The organism is Agrobacterium sp. 22-209-1, assembly GCF_053522485.1.
The window spans coordinates 82,632-101,125 of record NZ_JBNWCH010000005.1 but is presented as its reverse complement, the minus strand read 5'-3'; the positions used below and the strand labels follow the sequence as shown (position 1 = coordinate 101,125).

The 18,494-nt window shown below is 61.5% G+C and carries 17 protein-coding genes and 1 riboswitch; of the genes, 5 read left to right on the top strand and 12 right to left on the bottom strand.

Annotation, left to right across the window (positions count from 1 at the left end):
* Positions 1–48 precede the first annotated feature (48 nt).
* Entirely contained in the window at positions 49–1,179 is a 1,131-nt protein-coding gene (locus ACQZ48_RS13490) for a cobalt-precorrin-5B (C(1))-methyltransferase (protein WP_162520495.1), read from the top strand.
* Here the strand turns inward: ACQZ48_RS13490 and cobM are convergent.
* The 3 genes from cobM to cbiE are packed head-to-tail and all read right to left on the bottom strand — an operon-like array spanning position 1,134 to position 3,594.
* Positions 1,134–1,907 carry a precorrin-4 C(11)-methyltransferase gene (gene cobM / locus ACQZ48_RS13485; protein WP_191217177.1) on the bottom strand — a complete coding sequence of 258 codons (774 nt, stop codon included), beginning with the start codon at positions 1,905–1,907 and terminating at the stop codon, positions 1,134–1,136. The two genes, ACQZ48_RS13490 and cobM, sit on opposite strands and share 46 nt — an antisense overlap.
* Entirely contained in the window at positions 1,907–2,323 is a 417-nt protein-coding gene (locus ACQZ48_RS13480; RefSeq protein ID WP_162520514.1) for a cobalamin biosynthesis protein, read from the bottom strand. The genes cobM and ACQZ48_RS13480 overlap by 1 nt, the downstream gene beginning before the upstream one ends.
* Complete coding sequence (cbiE, locus tag ACQZ48_RS13475; RefSeq protein ID WP_191217176.1) at positions 2,317–3,594, bottom strand: precorrin-6y C5,15-methyltransferase (decarboxylating) subunit CbiE; 1,278 nt, start codon at positions 3,592–3,594, stop codon at positions 2,317–2,319. Before cbiE ends, ACQZ48_RS13480 begins: the two co-directional genes overlap by 7 nt.
* On the opposite strand from cbiE, the gene ACQZ48_RS13470 reads away from it, so the two are divergent.
* The gene (locus tag ACQZ48_RS13470; protein ID WP_137412346.1) at positions 3,593–4,375 is read left to right on the top strand and encodes a cobalt-precorrin-6A reductase; all 783 of its coding nucleotides are present in this window, start codon (positions 3,593–3,595) and stop codon (positions 4,373–4,375) included. The two genes, cbiE and ACQZ48_RS13470, sit on opposite strands and share 2 nt — an antisense overlap.
* On the opposite strand, the gene ACQZ48_RS13465 is transcribed toward ACQZ48_RS13470, so the two are convergent.
* The 7 genes from ACQZ48_RS13465 to ACQZ48_RS13435 are packed head-to-tail and all read right to left on the bottom strand — an operon-like array spanning position 4,342 to position 12,660.
* Positions 4,342–5,103, bottom strand: coding sequence for a precorrin-3B C(17)-methyltransferase (locus ACQZ48_RS13465; protein WP_142912904.1), 762 nt, complete (start codon positions 5,101–5,103; stop codon positions 4,342–4,344). The two genes, ACQZ48_RS13470 and ACQZ48_RS13465, sit on opposite strands and share 34 nt — an antisense overlap.
* Entirely contained in the window at positions 5,100–5,867 is a 768-nt protein-coding gene (locus ACQZ48_RS13460; protein ID WP_191217175.1) for a precorrin-2 C(20)-methyltransferase, read from the bottom strand. Before ACQZ48_RS13460 ends, ACQZ48_RS13465 begins: the two co-directional genes overlap by 4 nt.
* Positions 5,864–6,496 carry a precorrin-8X methylmutase gene (locus ACQZ48_RS13455; RefSeq protein ID WP_191217174.1) on the bottom strand — a complete coding sequence of 211 codons (633 nt, stop codon included), beginning with the start codon at positions 6,494–6,496 and terminating at the stop codon, positions 5,864–5,866. Before ACQZ48_RS13455 ends, ACQZ48_RS13460 begins: the two co-directional genes overlap by 4 nt.
* Positions 6,496–7,848 (bottom strand): precorrin-3B synthase, encoded by a 1,353-nt coding sequence (gene cobG, locus ACQZ48_RS13450; protein ID WP_191217173.1) that lies wholly within the window; start codon positions 7,846–7,848, stop codon positions 6,496–6,498. The genes ACQZ48_RS13455 and cobG overlap by 1 nt, the downstream gene beginning before the upstream one ends.
* Entirely contained in the window at positions 7,848–11,198 is a 3,351-nt protein-coding gene (gene cobN / locus ACQZ48_RS13445) for a cobaltochelatase subunit CobN (protein ID WP_077983651.1), read from the bottom strand. The genes cobG and cobN overlap by 1 nt, the downstream gene beginning before the upstream one ends.
* A gap of 2 nt (positions 11,199–11,200) precedes the next feature.
* Positions 11,201–12,238 carry a cobalamin biosynthesis protein CobW gene (gene cobW / locus ACQZ48_RS13440; RefSeq protein ID WP_077983652.1) on the bottom strand — a complete coding sequence of 346 codons (1,038 nt, stop codon included), beginning with the start codon at positions 12,236–12,238 and terminating at the stop codon, positions 11,201–11,203.
* Complete coding sequence (locus ACQZ48_RS13435; RefSeq protein WP_162520494.1) at positions 12,235–12,660, bottom strand: DUF1636 family protein; 426 nt, start codon at positions 12,658–12,660, stop codon at positions 12,235–12,237. The genes cobW and ACQZ48_RS13435 overlap by 4 nt, the downstream gene beginning before the upstream one ends.
* Before the next feature lie 120 nt (positions 12,661–12,780).
* Positions 12,781–12,995: riboswitch (cobalamin riboswitch) on the bottom strand.
* A gap of 133 nt (positions 12,996–13,128) precedes the next feature.
* Between ACQZ48_RS13435 and cobO the strand changes: the two genes are divergently transcribed.
* Entirely contained in the window at positions 13,129–13,746 is a 618-nt protein-coding gene (gene cobO, locus ACQZ48_RS13430; protein WP_137412352.1) for a cob(I)yrinic acid a,c-diamide adenosyltransferase, read from the top strand.
* Position 13,747: 1 nt separating this feature from the next.
* Positions 13,748–15,205, top strand: a complete 1,458-nt coding sequence (locus tag ACQZ48_RS13425) for a cobyric acid synthase (protein ID WP_191217172.1) — start codon at positions 13,748–13,750, stop codon at positions 15,203–15,205.
* Here ACQZ48_RS13425 and cbiB read toward each other — a convergent pair.
* Complete coding sequence (gene cbiB / locus ACQZ48_RS13420; protein ID WP_191217171.1) at positions 15,192–16,157, bottom strand: adenosylcobinamide-phosphate synthase CbiB; 966 nt, start codon at positions 16,155–16,157, stop codon at positions 15,192–15,194. The two genes, ACQZ48_RS13425 and cbiB, sit on opposite strands and share 14 nt — an antisense overlap.
* On the opposite strand from cbiB, the gene cobD reads away from it, so the two are divergent.
* Positions 16,156–17,202 carry a threonine-phosphate decarboxylase CobD gene (gene cobD, locus ACQZ48_RS13415; protein WP_191217170.1) on the top strand — a complete coding sequence of 349 codons (1,047 nt, stop codon included), beginning with the start codon at positions 16,156–16,158 and terminating at the stop codon, positions 17,200–17,202. The two genes, cbiB and cobD, sit on opposite strands and share 2 nt — an antisense overlap.
* On the opposite strand, the gene ACQZ48_RS13410 is transcribed toward cobD, so the two are convergent.
* Positions 17,184–18,461, bottom strand: a complete 1,278-nt coding sequence (locus tag ACQZ48_RS13410; protein ID WP_191217169.1) for an L-fuconate dehydratase — start codon at positions 18,459–18,461, stop codon at positions 17,184–17,186. The two genes, cobD and ACQZ48_RS13410, sit on opposite strands and share 19 nt — an antisense overlap.
* Between the last annotated feature and the right edge of the window lie 33 nt (positions 18,462–18,494).

The window sequence follows — 18,494 nt, the reverse complement described above, 5'->3', positions numbered from 1 at the left end:
TGCTTTTTAACGATGACGGAAAAAGCCGTCCCGGCTATAGAAATTCATATGGATACGGATGGAAAGACCCTTCGCCGCGGCTGGACCACGGGCACCTGCGCGGCGGCCGCCACGAAGGCGGCCTGCGCTGCCCTTTTGACCGGCGAATTTCCTTACCCTGTCGAGGTCGAACTTCCAAGCGGCGCGAGGCCCGCATTTTCCCTCGCCATCGAGGAAAAGGGTGATAATTTCGCCCGCGCCGGTGTCGTCAAGGATGCGGGTGACGATCCCGACGTCACCCATGGCGCGCTGATCGAAAGCACGGTCAGACGAGGTCAACCGGGAAGCGGTATCATCTTCAAGGCCGGGAAGGGCGTGGGCACCATCACCCGGCCGGGCCTGCCCCTGCCGCCGGGAGAACCCGCCATCAATCCCGTGCCGCGCAAGATGATCGAAACGGCCATTCGCGAGGTGGCCGGAGAAAGTACCGATTTTGAGGTCGAGATTTCCGTCCGCGATGGCGAGAAACTGGCGGAAAAAACCCTGAACGGCAGGCTCGGCATCGTCGGCGGTATTTCTATCCTCGGCACCACCGGCATCGTCATTCCGTTTTCCTGCTCGGCGTGGATTCATTCGATCTGGCGCGGTATCGATGTGGCGCGCGCCACCGGCTGCACCCATGTGCTGGGCGCTACCGGCAACACCTCCGAAAAAGCCGGGCAGGCGCTTTACGATCTTCCGGAAACCGCGCTTATCGACATGGGCGATTTCATCGGCGGCATGCTGAAATACCTGCGCAGCCATCCGGTCGAGCGGGTGACGATCGCGGGCGGCGTCGCCAAGATGACTAAGCTCGCCCAGGGAATGCTCGACGTGCACTCCAAAAAGGGATTGGCCGATCTCGATGCGCTGGCGGCATTGGCGCGGGAAGCCGGAGGAAATGAAAATCTCGCCATTGCCATCCGTCAGGCCAACATGGTCGCGCACGCCTTTGAGCTGGCCGAAAGCGCCAAGATAGATCTCGGTGCGGTCGTTGCTGAAAAAGCCTGGGTAACCGCAGCGGCAGCGCTGAAGATGCCGGCCATTGCGCTCGATATTCTGGTGTTCGATCGTCAGGGCGCGCTCAAGGGGCGCACCGCCTCCACGCCGTCGCATCAGCCTTTCGCATCTTCCTTCGGAGACCGGAACCGCCGAACATAGTCGGTGCTATAAAGCGCGCTTTCACGAAAATCAGTCGAGGCAAGCCCACGTCCGACGAAGATCAGGGCCGTCCGCTCCACCGGTTCGGCTGCGAGCTTGTCCTCAATGTCGAACAGCGTTCCTCTGATAACTCGCTCATCCGGCCAGGACGCGCGAACGACGATGGCGACCGGGCAATCCGAACCGTAAAGCGGCGTCAGCTCTTCCACCACCTTGCCGATGGCATGAATGGCGAGATGGACGGCGAGCGTTGCGCCCGTCGCACCGAAAGCCTTCAGCGTCTCACCCTCCGGCATCTTCGATGCGCGCCCGGAAATGCGGGTCAGCACAAGGCTCTGCGCCACTTCCGGCACAGTCAGTTCCCGCTGCAAAGTGGCGGCGGCGGCGGCAAAGGACGGCACGCCCGGGGTGACGGTATAATCCAGACCCAGCCGCTCCAGACGGCGAATCTGCTCGCCCATGGCGCTCCAGACGGAAAGGTCGCCGGAATGCAGCCGCGCCACATCCTTACCGGCCTCCGCTGCGGTCACAAATTCCGCCTCGATCTCATCCAATGAAAGCGCGGCCGTATCGACGATGCGGGCGCCCGGAGGACAATATTCAATGAGCGCTTTCGGAACCAGCGAGCCGGCATAAAGGCACACCGGGCAGGCGGCGACAAGATCGCGCCCGCGCACCGTAATGAGATCGGCGGCGCCCGGACCGGCGCCAATGAAATGAACCGTCATTATTGTTCTCCATGTTCGATGGCGCTGCTGCTTTTCTGCGGGGCGTCGTCAGTCGTTGCGATGGCCACCGTGACATCGTCAACCACAAGACGCGGCGCAACCAGCCTTGCATTCTCTCCGGCGGCGGCAAGCGCCGCCGCTTCGCTCACACTTGGCGAGCCGGCATGATCAAGGCTCGCCTGTGAAAATGTCATTGTTTTCGAAGCAACCGCCTCGAGCCGTTCCTGCGATACGATTTCAAGCGACAGCGACAGGCTTTTCGCCGCTTCCAAAAGACCGGCTTCACCGGCTTTGAGCGGCGCGGTCGCCAGGCATTCCGCCGTCACGTCAAAAGCACGTTCTGCGGCACGCACGGCGGCAATGACAGCAGCGGGACCCGTGCCTCTGCGACAACCTATGCCAGCCACGGTCACCATGGCTTGGTCCAGCTCCATTGCGTCACCGGCATTGCCGGACGCCAGCCCGACATGGAACCGACAGCCGCCACCCGCGACACATCCAGACGGATCATCGATCCGCCGTGCCGCGCATGGGCGGCAAGCAGAATGGCCTCCATTTCCAGCGTCACCGCATTGGCGACCAGCCGCCCGCCGGGTTTCAGGGCCTCCATAGCCCCCTCAAGCACACCGTCTTCACTGCCGCCGCCGCCAATGAAAATCGCATCCGGCTTGGCCAAGCCTTCGAAAGCCGCAGGGGCCGCGCCGATCATGACCTCAAGCGCCGGAACACCGAAAGCTTCGGCATTGCGAGCGATACGCTCCGCCCTTTCCGGGTGTTGTTCTATGGCGATGGCGCGGAGCGAGTGGTGCGACAACATCCACTCTATGCCGATCGAACCCGAACCGGCACCTATATCCCACAGCAACTCGCCCCGCCGTGGGCCAAGAGAGGAAAGTGTCACGGCGCGGATTTCACGTTTGGTGATCTGCCCGTCATGTTCGAACAGGCTGTCATCAAGCCCACATGTGAAAGGCAGAACGCGGGCGCCATCGGCCGCGACGACGTCAATCCCCACCACATTCAGCGGGTCGATGTCTTCAAACGAGAAATCGGCCGCCCTGACCTGCCGCCGCCTCTCCCGCTCTCCGCCCAGGGCTTCGAGCAAAATGAATTCCGACTGGCCTAAACCGAGATCAGACAGCAGATTTGCAATCAAAGCCGGCGCATGCGCGTCAGACGTCAGGGCGATGATGCGCGCACCCCCATGGAGATGCGGGCGCAGAAGATCGACGGAACGGCCATGCAACGAAACGCACTCGGTTGATTGCAGCGCCCAGCCAAGCCGCGAGGCGGCAAGCGAAAAGGCGGAGGGCGAGGGATGACAAACCGTCTCGTCCGCCTCGATTTGCCGCAAAAGCGTGACGCCGACGCCGTAAAAAAACGGATCGCCTGACGCCAGCACACAAACGCGCCTGCCACGCAGCGCCACGACATCGCTCATCTCGGTGTCAAAGGGCACCGGCCAGCGCTGGGCGTCACCGCGAATGGCCGCAGCCGCCAACTCCAGATGGCGTTTGCCGCCAAAAACCACTTCGGCCGCTTCAATTGCCTCAATTGCCTTGCTGCCCAGCCCTTGCAGCCCGTCCTCACCTATGCCGACGATGGAGAGCCACGGCTTTTCTTTCTTTTCGGTGGAAGCCTCATTTTTTGTAGAAGCCTGGCCCGTTCCGGAATATTCAGACGTCATGACACGCTCCATACTCATCCTTGGCGGCACGGCGGATGCCCGGATACTGGCGGGCAGGCTGGCGCAGGAATCCTGCGACCGTATTCTCCTCTCCATGGCCGGCAGGACGCTCTCGCCGGTGGAACAGCCAGTGCCGATGCGTAGTGGCGGCTTCGGTGGAGCTAGCGGTCTTGCGGATTTCATTCGCACCGGGGATTTCGATATTCTCGTGGACGCCACCCATCCCTATGCGGCGAAAATTTCCGCCAATGCCATTGAGGCGGCGCGGCTCGCCAGAGTTCCGCTGGTCGTCCTTTCGCGTCCTGCCTGGCAGCGCCAGCCGGGTGACAGGTGGCATGATGTCGACACTGTCGAACAGGCTGTCGCCGCGCTCGGCAGCGAAGGCAGACGCGTGTTTCTGGCTTTGGGACGGCAGGAGCTTCTTCCTTTCGAAACCGCGCCCCAGCACAACTATCTCATCCGCAGCGTCGACCCGGTGGAGCCGCCACTGAAACTGCCGCATGCGCGCTATATTACCGCGCGCGGCCCCTTTGCGCTGGACGACGAAATCCGCATGCTGGACGAAAACCGCATCGAGACGGTGGTCTCGAAAAACTCCGGTGGCAGCGCGAGCTATGGTAAGATCGAAGCGGCGCGACGGCTCGGCCTTCCGGTCATCATGATCGACCGGCCGCGACAGCAAAACGACGCGCCCCTGAATGACGTGACGGTGCCGGACATTGCCGCTGCGCTCACCGCCATTCGCCATCAGCTCTCTCTTCTCGAAAAACGCGGCGAATAAACCAGCGGTTCCTTGCCGGAACGTTCAATCAGACGGGTTTCAACCGAGCCGACGATGATGCAGGTAGCCATATCCGCCATATCGCTCGAAGCTTCCGAAAGAGGCACAACCCGGATACGCTCATCCGTCCGGCCTGCCGCGCGACCGAAGATCACCGGCACCGAACCGGGCAAATGCGCCCGCAACAGATCAAAAGCGGTCCCGAGCTGGTGCGGCCGTGCCCTGCTGACGGGATTATAGAACGCCATTACAAAGCCTGCTTCTGCCGCCGCGATCAGTCGTTTTTCAATGATGCCCCAGGGTTTCAGATTATCCGATAGCGAAATGGCGCAGAAATCATGGCCAAGCGGCGCGCCGGCTCTCGCAGCGACCGCCAGCATGGCTGTCACACCCGGCACGAAGGAGAAATCGATATCGCGCCATTCGGCGGGGCCGCTTTCGATCGCCTCGCAAACTGCCGCCGCCATGGCGAAAACGCCGGGATCGCCGCCGGACACCACGCACACCTTGCCGCCGGAAGCTGCAAGCCGCAGAGCCTGCTCGGCGCGGGAAATCTCCTCGCGATTGTCCGAAGCGTGGCGACGCTGGTCCGGCCGAAGCGACAGCCGGTCAATGTAAGGGAAATAACCGAAAAAATCGTCCGAAGCTTCAACGGCAGCGAGCGCTTCCGGCGTTATCTGGGCCTGACTGCCCGGGCCAAGACCGACGACGACGAGCCTGCCCGTCATGACTTTTCACCAGCCAAGGGTCTTGTTTTCCAGCCGGGAACCAGAACCAGCGAAAAATATGGAGCAGGCGACGCATCGCGATCGACAAGCCGCACCGCATGGCTGTTGGCCATGGTGCCGCGCTCGACATAAAGCGCGTCTTCAAGCTTGCCAGCCTTTTCCAGCGCCCGGCGGATTTTCGGCAGGTTGCGCCCGACCTTCATGATGACCGCCCCATCCGTTCCGGAAAGGCGGTCCGTCAAAATATCTTCTCCAAGTGTACCGGGAAGCACGCTTAAAATATCGTCGCCTTGCACCAGCGGCAGGCCAGCCATGGACCAGCATCCCGACATGGCGGTGATGCCAGCCACGACCTCGGCGGGATAAGACGGCGCCAACCGCAGATGCAGGTGCATATAGGAGCCATAAAACAGCGGATCGCCTTCGGAGAGCACGGCAACATTTCGCCCAGCCTCGAGATGCACGGCAATATCCTTCGCCGACTGATCGAAAAAACCCGCGATGGCATCTTTGTATTCATCGCCGTTTTTGTCGCTTTCGACGGTTACCGGGTAAACCAGCGGCATTTCCAGCGTGCCCGGACGAATGAAGGCTTCGACAATACCGCGACCGTTGCCGCTGCTTCCCTTCTTGCAGAAGAAGGCGAGAACATCGGCACTTTCGATGGCACGCACGGCTTTCAGCGTCAAAAGCTCCGGATCGCCGGGACCGGTGCCGACGCCAACAAGCTTGCCCTTGGGATGTTCAAGGAGTGCCGCGCTCAAAGGCCCGCCCTCGCAACCGCGTTGATCGCAGCGGCGGTCATGGCCGAGCCGCCGAGACGCCCCTTGACGATGGCGTAGGGAATAGCGAGCGAACTTGCCTCTAGGGCGTCTTTCGATTCCGCCGCACCCACAAAGCCAACGGGCATGCCAATGATGGCCGCCGGGCGGGCATCGCCTTTTTCCAGTATTTCGAGGAGATAGAACAAGGCGGTTGGTGCATTGCCGATCGCGACAAGCGCGCCATCCAGCTTGTCCGCCCACAGATCAAGGGCGGCGGCGGACCGTGTGTTGCCTATCCGTTTCGCAATATCGGGCGTGCGAGCATCGCGAAGGGTGCAGATAACCTCATTGCCGGCCGGAAGGCGCGCGCGCGTCACGCCATGCGCCACCATCTCAGCATCGCAGAGGATAGGCTTGCCAGTGAGGAGGGCGGAACGCGCAGCGCCAACGAAATCGGGCGAAAAGCGGAAGTGGCTTGCCGCCTCCACCTGGCCACAGGCATGGATCATACGAATGGCGATATCTGCCTGTTCATCGCTGAAGGCGGACAGATCCGCTTCTTCACGGATGATGGCGAAGGAGCGTTCATAGATCGCATTGCCATCGCGAATATAGTCATAGTCGGTCATCAGTCATCCTGTCGAAGCGCCGCGCCGATTACTCCCGTGCCCAGACGGACAAGAAAGGTGGCAGCGTTTTCTCCGGGCTTATGTTCTTTTTCGTAAAGACGGGCAAGCCGCGAAAGCGCCGTCCTGCGATGCTGAAAAGGTAAAATGCCATTGGGCGCGTCGCCGGCGCGGCCCGAAATAGAAAATGCCAGGCCTTCAGCAGTGCCGGAAAACGTCAGAAGCGCCGGTCCTGGATGGGCACATCCCTTGCCACAGCCGGAAATATGAAGCGTGAAAGATCCATCCAGCAGGGAAGGGCATTCTTCAGCCGCAAAGGCGGCCAACTCATGGGTGGCAAAGAAGGCCGACCCACAACGTGGCGCGCCCGAGCACACGGCAACGGAAGAGCGCGCGTCCCCGAAAGCAGTGATAACACCCGTCTCACCCGCCACCGCAAGCAAATCGCGGCAGACCGTAGAAGGACCGAAAAATAGCAAGCTATGATTTGGCGATGGCCGCAACGTTTCGATACCGAGCGCATCGGCCTGCTCGCAGAGCTTCGCCAGATCGGAAGCAGGGAGTTGCCCGAAAGCAGGGGCGATGCCGACAGCAAAGCGATCCTCTCCCGTCGTCATCAGCCCCAATGGCAGAGACGTGTCCGTAAGTTCATCGGCAATCTCTCCAGCCAGCAGACGATCTCCGCAGATCGACCTCGTCGCTGCAACATCCAGATCGCGGCCGCGGGCAAGCGGTCCTTGAGCAGCCAGATGGACGAGCAGAGAGACAACTATATCCGGCGCCGCGTGCGTCTCGATCAACCCTGCCCTCAGCGCCTTCGGCTGCGGCCCGCCAAGCATCAATTGCCAAAGGGTTCTGCCACCCAGAGACGCCGCCTTCAGGCGAATATCGGCCAGCAAACCATCCAGAGACAGGCGACCGCCACCATCAATGACGACCGACATCTTGGCGGCGAGTTTTTCATGAAGTCGAAGCCTGTCGGCTTCTCGCCGAATTGCTGCGGCAAGCGGGCGGGCATCGGCAATTTCCGTATCATCCCGACCGGCGAGAGGCGAGGTCTCTATCGCAAGTCCGTGACGAAGCGGCAGGTCCAGCGCCAGTACCTCCTTCTCCAGCGCAATCGCACTGTCGGGCGTCAGACCGCGAAACTGCACCCCGCCGCGGGCGGTGATGTCGATCAATCCGTTGCCATGCCGCTCAGCAAGATGGCAAAGCGCCACCATCTCGCGCGGCGATATATCAGCCTCAAAAGCAATTCGCGACAAAAACCCGTCGCCTGTCCGCATGGGGGCGGAAAGGGCGGGGCAGACGCCACGGCGGCCAAACGGCTGAACGGTATCAACGGCAGCGACCATCACGCCTTTCTCCTTTCGGAAAACGGCAGGATCAGCATTTCCAGTTCGGCATCAACCGCGTTGCGGCGGCTATGCCACAGCCCGCGACGGCGCGCGGATAAAAAGCGTTCGGCCATCACCCGCGCCGCTGTCGGGTTTTCCCGCAGAAGAAAGTCGCGCACGGCCTCGTCGCCCAAATAGGCGTCGTAGAGGCATTCGATCAGAGATGAGGACACGACATGCGTCGTCTCCGCAAATCCGATCAGGCGGTCAACGGTTTCAAGCAGTTCCGCGGCACCACGCGGCCCATGCCGCATCTGGCCGGCGATGAAGCGCGGGTTGACGGCGCGTGCCCGCACCACACGCGTCAGCGCCTGCGAGATCGTCCGCGCACGCGGGCGGGCCGGATCGGTCGTATCCAAGGCAACGATATCGGCAATATCCCCGAGCGCAGCCTTCGCAGCGGAAAAACCGCCAATGAAGGCGACATCAGACGAACCGTCGAGCAAATCCCGACCGGGATCATCGCCGGTATGAACGAGAAGATCCGCCCGGCGCACAAGTTCGGTAAAGCCGGCATCCTCAACGATGTCGAGTCCATCGGCGCCGCCAAAAGCATGGTTTGCAGCCTCGAGATATGCCCGCCCCAGCTCCTCGCGTTCCTCCCAGGTACCGCCCGCCAGCTTTTCCTCGATACCCGCGCCATAGGTGCCGGGCGCAGAACCGAAGATGCGCGCCGGGATATGCCCGAGCGCTGCGGCCTCCTCCGCAAGCGGATTGTCGCCCGGCGCTTCATCCCTGCGCGCGACGGCTTTGGTGGCGGCGTCGAGAAGCGCGATCAGCGCCGGAAACATGTCGCGGAACAGCCCGGAGATGCGGAACGTCACATCAACACGCGGTCGCCCGAGGCTGGCGGGCGGCAAAACCTCGATACCGGTGACACGACCGGTAGCGGGGTCATGCATCGGCCTTGTCCCCATCAGATGCAGCGCCTGCGCCACATCCTCACCGCCATTGCGCAGGCTGGCGCTGCCCCAGAGATCGAAGACCAGGTGCTTCGGCCAGTCGCCATGGCTCTGTAGATGATGGCGCAATACTTCTTCAGCTGCCATTTTGCCGAGTTCAAATGCCGTCGGCGTCGGCATGGTACGGGGATCGGCGGCATAAAGGTTGCGACCAGTGGGCAGCACATCGAGCCGCCCGCGCGCAGGTGCGCCGGAAGGGCCGGGAACGATATGCAGGCCATTGAGCGCGGCAATCAGGGCGGCTTTTTCCGATTTGGCGCTTTCAAGCCTCAGAAGGTCGGTCTCACCCTCGGCACTGCGGCCAAAAACATGCTGGCCGTCCTTGATCGCAAAATCCTTGAGGTCGCAGAGAAAAGCATCGATGCGCGACAGCGCCGCATCTGGATCATCTTTCTCCACCACGCCCGCTTCCGCCGCAAGCCCGGTCTCCAGCGCCTTTTCAACGATCAGTTTCGCCAGTCGGTCACGCCGGCGGCGATCCAGCCCATCCGCCTGCGCATATTCATCGACCAGTTGCTCCAACGCCGACTGCTCCGGCGAAAGCCCGGCATTCACGAGTACTGGCGGAACATGGCCGATGGTCACGGCTGCGATGCGCCGCTTGGCGACCGCCGCCTCGCCCGGATTGGAAACGATGAACGGATAGACCACCGGCAGTGAGCCGGTGACAATTTCGGGAAAACAATTGCAGGAAAGCGCTACCGTCTTTCCGGGCAGCCATTCCAGCGTTCCATGCGCGCCCACATGCACGATGGCATGCGCACCCGCAATCCGCTGCATCCATGCGCCGAAGGCAACAAGCGCGTGACGTGGCGGCAGGGCGGGGTCGTGGTAGTCCACCCGACGATCCTCATTGCGGCCCCGGTCCGGCGCGAGCGCCACGAACACTTCGCCGAAACGTGCGGCGCGGAACCGGAACGCGCCATCGACGAATGCGTCGTCATCGATTGCCGCGCCCCATGTCGCGTTCACGGATGCGGCAGATGCCGACGGCAACGCGGAGAAAAAAACCTCGTAGGTGGAAAGATCAATTGCCGCTTCCTGTTGTTCGACGCAGTCGAGCAACGCCCGCGCAGTCTCAGGAATATCCTCGACCGTATAGCCAGCCCCGGCGAGATCCTGCATCATTTCGAGAACGCTTTGCGGCACATCGAGACCGACGGCATAACCGGTTCGCCCGGGCGCCGCACCGGGATAGTCCGGCATCAGAATAACGATCCGCCGATCCCTTGGAGCGGCATTCCGCAGCCGCAGGAAAGCGGCGATGCGATTTGCCGTCTGCTCGATGCGATCAGCCTCGGGTACATTGAGCAAACTCGCGCCGCCATCCACACGCGCCTGTTTGAATGAGATCGCACCGACGAGAATCCGGCCATCCAGCTCCGGCAGGACGACATGCATGGCGAGATCGGAAGGATTGAGACCGCGCGCATTTTCCGCCCATCCGTCCCTCCGCGTCGTCGCCATCACCACCTGAAACACCGGAACGCCCATCCGGTCAAACAAGGTTGCCCCGTCATCATCCGTCTGACTGGCGAAGGCGGTGGCGGCAATGATGGCGGCGGGCTTCAGATCGGGCAGCGCCGTTTCGAGGAAACGGATCGCCTCGCCATCCTTCAGACCACTGACAAAAATCGGCAATGGCGCAAAGCCGCGCTGCGAGAGCGCCTTAAAAAGCGCGTCCACCGGTGCGGCATCTGCCGCCAGAAGCATGGAGCGGTAAAACAGAATGGGCAGAACGGGCACACCTTCGGGAAAACCCGCGCAGGCTTCCGCCCTATCCACAACGCCCCTGCCGGGCCGGTAGAAACCGGCTTTTGGTAGCGGCTCGGCTTCGATATCCGGCCATGCCTCGGCCCTTGCAAGAGCGGCGAGACCAAGGGCAAGCCGATCCATATTCTCTTGCCCACCCTCACGGAAGAAGGAGAGGACCGAGGCCAAAATCCGCCGATCGACGGTCGAGGCCGCTTCCAGTTTCTCGTCCCTTTCGCTGCACTCACCCGGCAAAAGCAGAAGCTTGATGCCACGCCCGTGCGCAAGAATGGAAAGCTGATCGACGCCGTAACGCCAGCGTTCCGCGCCGCCGAGAATCCGGATAAGAATAACCTTGGCATGTTCCGCCGTCTTTTCGACCCAGAGATCGACCGACATGGGATGCCGAAGCTCGGAGAGGTTGGCGGCTGACAGGGAGGGGAGCGCCCCCCCTGTTCGCCGCCAGGCCTGTTCCAGCCCGGCAAGATCGCTTGCCGAAAAAGACAGTATCACCACATCAGACCGGGGCTGGTTGAGATCAACCGGCTCGATCAGATCGTCCAGAGACGAGGATGTGGTAGCGAGGATGTGCATCGTCAGGCGGCCAGCATCTGTTCGATCTTTTCGCGGTTGATGCCCTTTTCGCCGATGACGACGAGGCGGCTGCGGCGTTCCTCACCCGCAGCCCAGGGCCGGTCGTAATAATGGTTGACTCGGCTGCCGACAGCCTGCACCTGCAGGCGCATCGGCTTTGCGGCAATTTCGATGAAGCCCTTGATGCGCAGGACATTTTCGGCAGCGGCCGTCTTGGCGATACGGGCCGCCAGCGCTTCCGGATCGGTAACAGTCGGCAGATCGATGACGAAGCTGTCGAAATCGTCATGCTCGTGGTCGAGTTCGCCATCATGGTGGGTGCGGCGGTTTTCGATATCCTCTTCCACCGCAAGGCCAAGACCGATCAGCACGGCGGGGTCGATGGCGCCATTGGAGGCCACAACGATCTTTGCCGCCTTCGGCAGATGTTCGAGAACATGCGCCTTGGCCTTGTCCAGACCGGCGTCATCCAGCAGATCGGCCTTGGTCAGCACGATAAGATCGGCACAGGCGACCTGATCCTCGAAAACCTCTTCGACCGGGTCATCGTGATCGAGCGCCTCGTCATTTGCCCGTTGGGTGGCGAGCGCTTCCATGTCGTGCGCCACCTGACCCTCGGCAAGGGCGGCGCCATCCACTACGGCTACGACGGCGTCCACCGTCACACGGCTCTTGATCGCCGGCCATTGGAAAGCCTGCACCAAGGGCTTCGGCAGGGCAAGGCCCGAGGTCTCGATGAGGATATGCTCCACCTTCGGCTGACGGCTCAGAATCTGTTCGATGGCGGGCTGGAAATCATCCGCCACCGTGCAGCAGATGCAGCCATTGGCCAGTTCGACGATGTTTTCTTCCGGGCAGCTTTCAATACCGCAACCTTTGAGAATCTCGCCATCGATGCCGATATCGCCGAACTCGTTGACGATGATCGCCAGCCGCTTGCCGTCCAGCTTTTCGAGAAGGCCGCGCAGCAGCGTGGTTTTGCCAGCCCCCAGAAAGCCGGTGACGATGGTGCAGGGAACGCGGTCCAGAAGGGTGCTCATGATCTCTCCTCGGTAAAATCGAATGGGGGAATGCGCGCCACCATGCCGCGCTTTAAGGGTTCGGGGCGGCCGCGCCAGGGCATCAGGCCGTCGGGGGCGGCCGCCAGCAGCTGCGCACCGGTCAGCAAATCTTCCGCATCACCGGTCGTCAGCCCGCCGAAGACATAGGACCAGCCATTGGCGCTGCGCAGCACGGCGCTAAGCCCGCGCTTGCAATTGGCGAGGCAGTTGACGGAACGAACGGTGACACCGGTTTCCTGCGCCTTTGCGATGACGGCATCGGCGAGACGTGAACCGGGGCGCGGTTCGGCATTGGGATCGGTTTCATCGCGGCAGCTTCTGCAAACGAAGACGGTCACGCCGGACGCTGTTTCGTTCTGCGTGTTTCCGCCTGCACATGAAGATGTCGCTGAAATATCCAAACCGTATCGTTTCCCGCGCCTTACAAAAAATCTCGGGGGTGCGGATGCCGAATACGGCATGCGGACAGACGCAAGCCGGGTGTTCGATCTAACCGACTGACCGGAGCACCCCGCCCGGCAGACGTTTTTCCTGAAACGGCAGGTCTCCTGGCTCGCGGCTTTACATCCTGACACCGCCTTCCCGAACCCGTTAAGGCGTCCAGTGGCTTTACGGTGCGGGCTTACCGCTTACAGTTGCGGGGGCAGCCACGGAATGACCCGGTAATCGGGTTGGAACCGTGTTCCCTCTTAGCTTTTCCCGTTGCCGGGAAAAGACCGTCAGTCCGTTACCCTTAGGCTGAACGGGCGTGGGGGTCAATGCCGCGACCCTGTGGCCCGCACATTGCCGGGTGCGGCAAATTGGGTATAGTCGCCGCTCCGAATGGCGGGGCACCGGGTCCCACGCCGCTGGATGAAAAGGAAAACGCGATGACACGCGACATCAGCGACAGCGAAGCCGAACGTCACCGGCAGAAAATGGTCAACCGCAAAACGGTGCAGGACGCCGAGGTTGCGGAAAAGACCATCGAAAAAGGTCTGCTGATGATCAATACCGGCCCGGGCAAGGGCAAATCCACCGCCGCTTTCGGCCTTGCCCTGCGCATGCTCGGCACTGGGCGGCGGGTCGGCGTGGTGCAATTCATCAAGGGTGCATGGTCAACGGGAGAACAGCAGGCGCTGAATCTGTTCGGCGACAGGGTGGTGTGGCGCACCATGGGCGAAGGGTTCACGTGGGACACGCAGGATTTGAAGCGCGACGTCGCGGCGGCGGCAAAGGCCTGGGAAGAAGCCAAGGTCCTGATGGCCGACGAGACCGTCGGCCTGCTGATCCTCGATGAGCTGAACATCGCGCTCCGTTACGATTACCTGCCACTGGAGGAGGTGGTCGAAACGCTGTCCAGCCGAAGGCCCGATCTGCACGTCATCGTTACCGGCCGCAACGCCAAGCAACCGCTCATCGACGCGGCCGATATGGTGACGGAAATGACCCTCGTGAAACATCACTTCAAGGCGGGCGTAAAGGCGCAGGCAGGGATAGAATTCTGATATGACTGCGCGCGTGCTGATGTTTCAGGGAACCGGCTCGGATGTCGGTAAATCGCTGATGGTGGCCGGCCTTGCCCGTGCCTTCACCCGGCGCGGCCTGTCCGTCATGCCGTTCAAGCCGCAGAACATGTCAAACAATGCGGCCGTGACCGCCGATGGCGGCGAGATCGGCCGCGCACAGGCGCTGCAGGCACGGGCGGCGGGCGTGCCGCTTTCCGTGCACATGAACCCGGTGCTCCTGAAGCCGCAGAGCGAGACCGGCGCACAGGTGGTGGTGCAGGGCAAGATCGCCGGCAATGCCAGGGCGGCCGATTATCAGCACATGAAGGCCGGGCTGATGCCGCGCGTGCTCGAGAGCTTCAACCGCCTGAAACAACGGGCCGATCTGGTGCTGGTGGAAGGCGCGGGCAGCGCCTCCGAAATCAACCTGCGTACCAATGACATCGCCAATATGGGTTTTGCCAGAGCTGCGGACGCGCCTGTGATCCTGATCGGCGATATCGACCGGGGCGGCGTCATCGCCAGCCTCGTCGGCACGAAAGCCGTGCTCGAAGCTGAAGACGCGGCGATGATCGAAGGTTTCATCGTCAATCGCTTTCGCGGTGATCCGGCCCTGTTTTCAGACGGCATGCGGATAATTGCGGAACAGACCGGCTGGGCCTCTATCGGGCTTCTGCCACATTTCTCAGATGCCGCCAAACTGCCGGCGGAAGATGCGCTGGGGCTCTCCGGCCCGGCCCAACAGAAGCCTGGCGCAAAGATCCGCATCGCTGTGCCGATCCTGCCGCATATTTCCAATTTCGACGATCTCGATCCGCTGGATATGGAACCGGATGTCGAACTGATCCGCGTGCGGCCGGGCGAAACCATTCCGGCCGATTGCCGGCTGGTGCTGCTTTGCGGATCGAAAGCCACCATCGCCGATCTTGCCGTGCTGAAAGATGCGGGCCTAGACATCGATATAAAGGCGCATGTGCGGCGCGGCGGCTACGTTCTCGGCCTTTGCGGCGGATACCAGATGCTCGGAAAAACCGTTGCCGATCCTGACGGCATCGAGGGATCGCCGGCAACTGTCGATGGGCTCGGTCTGCTTGATGTCGACACGGTTTTGACGGGCGACAAAAGGCTGGTTTCCGTTACAGGCGTGAGCTTTGATGGTATTGGTTTATCCGGCTACGAAATGCATGTCGGGGAAACCACGGGAGCAGCGGGCAATCTGGCGTTTTCGACGATCGACGGGCATAGCGATGGAAGCATTTCACCCGACGGTCGCGTCTTCGGCACCTATATTCACGGCCTCTTCGCGGATAACAGCCAGCGGAGCGCGTGGCTGGAACGTCTCGGCGGGCAGGGCACGGAGCTGAACTATGATGAGCAGGTGCATACGGTTCTCGACCGTCTCGCTGCACATATGGAAAAGCACCTCGATCTCGACCGTCTGCTTGCTATAGCGCGATAAGGATCGCCAGAAGTCCGAACAGGCCGATCAATAGCAGGTCGGCAATCCGCACAAGCCGCAGCGCCCTGCGAATATCGCCGGCAACCAGCGCCGCCCTGCCACCTTCCCCCATGAAACGCGCCTCAATCATCTGACCGCCATAGGAGCGCGGCCCTGCGAGCGCAAAGCCGAGAGCACCGGCCAACGCCGCCTCCGGCCAACCAGCGTTGGGAGAACGGTGATGATGGGCATCGCGACGTATCGCGGCCACAGCCCTGCCGGGTGATGCGCCCTTAACAAAAAACGCGGCAACCACGAAAAGACCGCCGCTCAACCGTGAGGCCGGCAGATTGACCAGATCGTCCAGCCGGGCGGAGGCCCAGCCGAAGGCCTCATGGCGGGGTGAGCGATGGCCGATCATGCTGTCAGCCGTATTGATCGCCTTGTAAGCCGCGCCGCCCGGCAGGCCCAGGATGCCGAGCCAGAAGGCGGGAGCGACGATGCCGTCGGAAAAATTTTCGGCCAGACTTTCAACCGCCGCCCGGCAGATCGCCGCTTCGTCCAGCTTTTGAGGATCGCGCCCGACGATCATCGATACCGCCTCGCGGCCGCCTTCCACACCCTCACGCTCCAGAGCAATGGCGACAGCCTCCACATGCTGCTCAAGACTTTTCTGCGCCGGAAGCGAAGCTCCCAGCACAGCAACCAGTAAGTTGCCGAAGGGCAGAAAAAGCAGGGTGGATTGCGCAAGCCATGCAACAAGCAGCGTCAGCCCGACGAAAACGAGGAGAGCCGCGACACCGGCCCCCTTGCGCTGTGAAAATGACGCACTCTCCCGGTTCCATTTTTTGTCCAGCAGCGCGATAAGCGAACCGATCCAGGTGACGGGATGGCCGATACGTTTGAACAGCCATACCGGATAGCCGGTCAGGCGTTCGATCACGAGCGACAGGAAAGCGAGAGCAAAAAACATGGGCGAAACAGTACCAGAAAAGGCGAAAGCTGCGATCCGTCACGGTGGCAATCTCGGCAGGGCGCGTCTGCTGTTTCCTGAAGCGCCTGAACCGTGGATCGACCTTTCGACTGGGATCAATCCGCACTCCTACCCGCATTCGCCGATCCCCGCCAGCGCATTCGCCCGCCTGCCGGAACCGGACGCCGCCGAAGAATTGAAACGTCTGGCGGCAACGCATTTCAATGCGCCTTCCGCCCGGCATGTAGCGCTTTCCCCCGGCACGCAGATGCTGATGCCATTACTGGCTCAGATCGCTATCGCCCGCGGGGCAAAAAGCGGCGCCGTCCTTTCCCCCGCCTATGCGGAACATGCCCGAACCGCACGCATGGCCGGACTGGCTGTGACCGAGGCGGAAAACATCAGCGCGATGTCGGCTCATGACTATGGCGTCGTGGTCAATCCCAATAATCCCGATGGCCGCATCACGGATCGCACCGCCTTGTTGTCGCTGGCCGCCGCCATGCACCGCAAGGGTGGGCTGCTCGTCGTGGACGAAGCCTTCATCGAGACAGGAGGTGCCGAAAGCCTCGCAAATGCCGCCTGTCAGGATGCACTGGTGGTCCTGCGCTCTTTCGGTAAATTTTACGGCATGGCAGGCGTTCGGCTGGGTTTCGCGATTGCGCAGCCCGATATCGCTGCTGAACTGGAGGCAAGGCTCGGCCCCTGGGCGGTTTCCGGCCCGGCGCTGCATATCGCGACGCAGGCTCTGGCGGACGGGGAATGGCAATCGTCCATGCGTCTGCACCTTGCCGAAGACGCTCGGCGCATGAACGCCATGCTGGAAAAAGCGGGGCTGGCAATTGCCGGCGGCACGTCGCTGTTTACTCTGGTGCGGGATCCCCGCACCACAAACCTGTCCAGCCATCTTGGCCGACACGGCATTCTGGTCCGCATTTTTGATGAGAGGCCGAACGACATGCGTTTCGGCCTTCCCGGTAGCGAAACGGAGTGGCAGCGCTTTGAGGAGGCGCTGTCATCCTTTGACTATTCCTCGAAGGTGTAGGTCTCAATCGACTCCGGCTTCATTTCGATGGAGAAGCCCGGCAATTTCGGCGGCATGTAAGCGGCGTTTCTGATATCGCAGGGTTCGATGAAATGCTCGTGCAGGTGGTCGACATACTCGATCACGCGGCCTTCCTTCGTGCCAGATACCACGAGATAGTCGATCATCGACAGATGCTGCACATATTCGCAGAGGCCGACGCCACCGGCATGCGGCCAGACCGGCAGATTGTATTTGGCGGCGATCAGCAGCACCGCCAGCACCTCGTTCAGACCGCCCATGCGGCAGCTGTCGATCTGCACCACATCGATGGCGCCCTCGGCGATGAACTGCTTGAACATGATACGGTTCTGACACATTTCACCCGTCGCCACCTTAACCGGACCGATGGCCGCGCGGATCTTGCGATGGCCGGCGACGTCGTCCGGGCTCGTCGGCTCTTCAATGAAGAAGGGGTTGCAGAAGGCAAGCTTGTTGACCCACTCGATGGCCTGATCGACTTCCCAGACCTGATTGGCGTCAATCATCAGGTAACGGTCGGGACCGATCACCTCACGGGCAATGGTAAGACGGCGAATATCGTCTTCCAGATCGCGGCCAACCTTCATCTTCACATGGTTGAATCCGGCATCGATGGCTTCCTGGCAAAGACGACGCAGCTTGGCGTCGTCGTAACCCAGCCAGCCGGCCGACGTCGTGTAGCAGGCATACCCTTCGTTCTTCAGCGTCTCGATACGTTCGTTCTTGCCGCTTTCGGCTTTTTTGAGGATCGCAAGCGCTTCGTCCCGGGTCAGCACGTCGGTCAGATAGCGGTAATCGACGATATCGGCAATTTCTTCCGGGCTCATATCGGCAACGAGCTGCCACACCGGCTTGCCGGCCTTCTTGGCCAGCAAATCCCATACCGCATTCACAACGGCGCCGGTGGCGAGATGCATCGCGCCCTTGTCCGGGCCGATCCAGCGCAACTGGCTGTCGCTCGTCAGATGTCGCCAATATTTGCCGGGGTTCTCGGTGACGGTGGCAAGATCGGTGCCAACCACCAGATGACGCATCGCTTCGATGGCCATGCAGCAGATGTCATTGCCGCGGCCGATGGTGAAGGTCAGCCCGTGGCCTTTAAGACCCGGCTCATCGGTATCGAGAATGACATAAGCCGCCGAATAATCCGGGTCGGGGTTCATCGCGTCCGAGCCGTCGAGACTTTGGGACGTCGGAAAACGCAGGTCGAAAACACGCAGATCAGTAATTTTGGTCATGGCCGTTCACTCGCGGTCAGTGTCAAAGGAAAT